This is a genomic window from Caballeronia sp., from assembly GCF_028292365.1.
Taxonomy (GTDB): Bacteria; Pseudomonadota; Gammaproteobacteria; order Burkholderiales; family Burkholderiaceae; genus Caballeronia.
On sequence record NZ_JAQGMM010000649.1, the window covers coordinates 1 to 3,537 of the forward strand.

Annotated in this window: 3 protein-coding genes and 1 pseudogene; 3 read left to right on the forward strand and 1 reads right to left on the reverse strand. The window is 56.1% G+C overall.

The features are described from left to right. Positions 1–1,428 precede the first annotated feature (1,428 nt). Positions 1,429–1,752 (reverse strand): GNAT family N-acetyltransferase, encoded by a 324-nt coding sequence (locus JWR14_RS37475; RefSeq protein ID WP_299719705.1) that lies wholly within the window; start codon positions 1,750–1,752, stop codon positions 1,429–1,431. A 371-nt stretch (positions 1,753–2,123) separates the two neighbouring features. On the opposite strand from JWR14_RS37475, the gene JWR14_RS37480 reads away from it, so the two are divergent. The 3 genes and pseudogenes from JWR14_RS37480 to JWR14_RS37490 all read left to right on the forward strand — a co-directional run. Continuing rightward, positions 2,124–2,513, forward strand: a complete 390-nt coding sequence (locus JWR14_RS37480; RefSeq protein ID WP_299719707.1) for a VOC family protein — start codon at positions 2,124–2,126, stop codon at positions 2,511–2,513. 144 nt (positions 2,514–2,657) lie between these two features. After that, positions 2,658–3,227 carry a GNAT family N-acetyltransferase gene (locus tag JWR14_RS37485; RefSeq protein ID WP_299719709.1) on the forward strand — a complete coding sequence of 190 codons (570 nt, stop codon included), beginning with the start codon at positions 2,658–2,660 and terminating at the stop codon, positions 3,225–3,227. Positions 3,228–3,338: 111 nt separating this feature from the next. After that, a pseudogene (locus JWR14_RS37490) lies at positions 3,339–3,537 on the forward strand (hypothetical protein); the annotation flags it as partial.

Here is a 3,537-nt window from a genome sequence, read left to right on the forward strand (position 1 = left end):
GGGGTGGTTCGTGCGAGTGCGGGACTCGGGCGCATATACGTCGAGCCGCTGGCGCGGCGCCTTGCCATAGGCGATGCCGCCCGGTGCGTCGTGCTCGCGCGCCCGAGCCGCGATCATGCCGGCGGCGCATGCAGCCAGTGACAGTGAAATGAACCTACGTCTCGCCATCGCACGCATGTTGCTATCGACCCTCGATGATTGTTATCGAAAAAGACGGCTGTCAGACGCTTAAGCCACGCAAGTCCGAAAACGAACGCGCCCTCGTTCATTGATATCGCGTCAGGCACGCAAGGCACTTGTGTCAACAGGCGATACAAACCCTCGGCCGACTCGATCAGGACGCGGTCGGCCTATTTCTTCGTTATTAAAGGGCACCTGAACATGGCTGTCCGTGCGGAAGACATCGTTCGGAACAGTGAAGTCAGCGCCTGCGTGGGCCGGACCGCCCGCAAGGGCAGTCCCACGAGTGACCGATGCACTCATGAGCGCGACGTTTGAACCGCAATACCACGACAAGCCGCTCAGGGTCGGGAAGCGACGACCGCCATCCGGCAAGGACCGGCCAAGAAGCGACGTCCGATGCTTCCGCCCAGATCGTCGCCAAGGGGGGAGTTCATTTGCAAGTTTGTTCACCGGACTCCGCTCCACTGGCCATTCGCTATCCACGCCGCCCGGTCAGTTTCCTGGCGGATCACGAAGCATGCAGCGCTAAATGCCGAACCGCCGGCCTTGGATTGGGCTCGCCCATTAGGGGTAACACCGAAAATAGAAATACGCCCTTGCGAACAATGCGCTTAACTATCAGCGACCACTTTCCTGTAAAGGGGTTGCACCGTTTGCGTGGAAATTCTATTTCAATCAAGGAGACCGGTTCATAAACAAGGCAACCAGCATATTAATCGCGGCCGTCGCAGCGCTCACGCTGTCAGGCGGCGTTTATGCACAGAGCAACAACTCGCTGGCGCGACCGAGCGGAGTGTCGCCGGCTGCCGCCCAATAACAGCCGTTGGCGATGACAATTAGCCGCGAATTGTCATCGCTACCGGATTCATAGGGAGAGGATGACCGCCCGTTAACGCGTTGCCAAAAGCATTGCCAAAAGCATTGGCAAAAAGGAACACTGGCGGTTCTTCACGGGTGAGTGTAAGAGGATCGGCCGACCTGGCGTCCTGTATGCGCCACGCTGAGCTGCCCAATCGGGGCGTACCAAATGTTGCATACGCGCCGCGCACTGTACCTTTCACGGGTTTCGCGGCCTTCGCAGCTTATGTTAATGGCTGCGTTGAGCAGCCGGCATCGGCCAATTCAAGCAATTCGAGGTCGCTACCGGATCGGGCGCTCCATAACGATGAGATCGCCGGTGAACTTCGGCGTGGTCGCGCGTCGAATCTCCTCAAAGCCCTCGCGCTGCCAGAATGCAGACGCGCGTCAATTGGTTGAGACGACTGCAAGCTGCGCCGTGCGATAGCCCCACTCGTCCGTCATCTCAATCAGCAACCCCAGAGCAGCCTTGCCATAGCCTCGACCGTGATGAGCTTCGGAGAAGAGCATCAGGCCGATCCATACGCAGTCGTCAGCTGGATACGAGCGAACTACATCTGCGCAGCCGATCATGTCCCGTCCGACAAAGAATCCGAAGACTGATTTGTATGCTGCGTCCTTGCCCACTGGCCTGCCGAAGAAGAAATCGTCGACATCTTCTGTGGAGGGAGAGCGGCCTTCAACGAGTTCCGTGTACGAAGGTGCTTCCATAAAGACGCGCAAGACATTTGCGCAATCGCGAGCCGACTCGCTAGTAAGTGGGAGCGCTGTGAGCATTGAGTACTTGGGGTAACTGGGTAATTCGATTCTAAGCCGGTTTATTCCAGAACTGCGCAGTGAACCGTCGCCACGAACGACCACTTCGAGTAATGTTGAATGTCCCTTCAGGGTGGCGGAACCGGATCAGATTCGATGGTGTTCAGGCCGACTGTCGTCGTTCGTCCAGCCAGCGATCTTTGCTGGCGTGGCAGTCTATGGATTCGCGGCGTCTTCGACGGTCGACGTTGCATTTTTCGGTCGATGTATTCTCACAGGTCAGACGTCCCGACACCTTTAACTACCGATCGCGGTAACACCATCCGATGCAAGCACAACTCAGAATTGCCAGACCTGTCAGTGATCTTCCCCGGTTAGAGAGTATGTATTGCGTAGCCCTGAACCTTGCCGTGCTGGCACGATTTCAAGATCACCAGGGATTTGATGGGGTGATGCTCGGTCGTTCCGGAATGGACTATCACTTCGAGTTCACCCAGTGTCGCGAACACCCGGTATCGCCAACTCCGACGCCCGAAGATTTGCTGGTGTTTTACATTCCAGATCGAGAAGCCTGGCAGTCGACGTGTGAGCGCCTTATCGAGAACGGCTTCGTTTGCGTGACGTCGTTCAATCCCTATTGGGACATATCGGGTCGAACATTCGAGGATCTCGATGGGTACCGGATCGTTTTGCAAAATGCGACGTGGTCCTCCTGACGAGGCGTAGTGTATTCGGGGCCGGCTTGATGCTTTGCTCCATGTATCTTGACTAGGGAAAGACGAATTTTGGCCATTTTGAGAGATTCGACGGTACGGTTTAAACCGCTAACAATCAGTGCTCTCTGACAGGCATCGACTCAAATGAGAAAGATTGAACTGTTAAAGCCAACGACCGCACTGCTGCCGAACTACATTGCCGCCCTCGAGGCTGGATGGTCGCCTGACAACGTTCGCAAGGAGGCCGCTGCGCGTGAACAATTACACGCAATCAAAATGAACGCGGATGCGTTTGTCGACGGACTGGATGATCCGACCGCGTCGGGTGGCCCGATTCCTTTGCCCGATGGTTCCACTGTCGCCCGTTTGCCTGGCATCGTTCGATGGATTTGGGACGGCGACATTAGCGGCGCGATCGGATTTCGTTGGCAAGTGGGAACTGCCGAATTGCCGCCCTATGTGCTCGGCCATATCGGCTTCTCGATCGTGCCGTGGAAGAGAGGCAATGGCTACGCCAAGCAGGCGCTCGATGCAATGCTGAGCGAAGCGAGGCGACAAGGCTTGGCGTACGTCGAGCTAACCGTTGATCCTGACAACATAGCCTCGCAAAAGGTCATCGTAGCTTGCGACGGTGTCTTGGTGGAGCGTTTCACAAAGACGGCGGCGTATGGATTCGCTGAGACTCTGCGGTACCGTATTGAGCTTGAGGGCTGAGGAACACGTCGGACCCAGTTCTACAGTTTGAGACGTTCGACATGTGACGGCTGTTTGCACAACAAAAAAATGAACAATGCGCGCCGAGACTTTCAAAGATTGGTGAAGTGGTTGACCGAGCTGCGTACGACGAGACTGATTCCGCTCGCGTTCGCATGCACTTACGTTGCGTCCATACCAACAATCGCTTTTGCCATCTTTCATCCTGGAACGCTGCTCGGCGGCCCTGGATGGGGAAAGAATGATCTCATCAAAATTATTGTGCTGGGCTGCATACTAGCGCCGCTGTTTGAGACGGCAGTAACGCAAT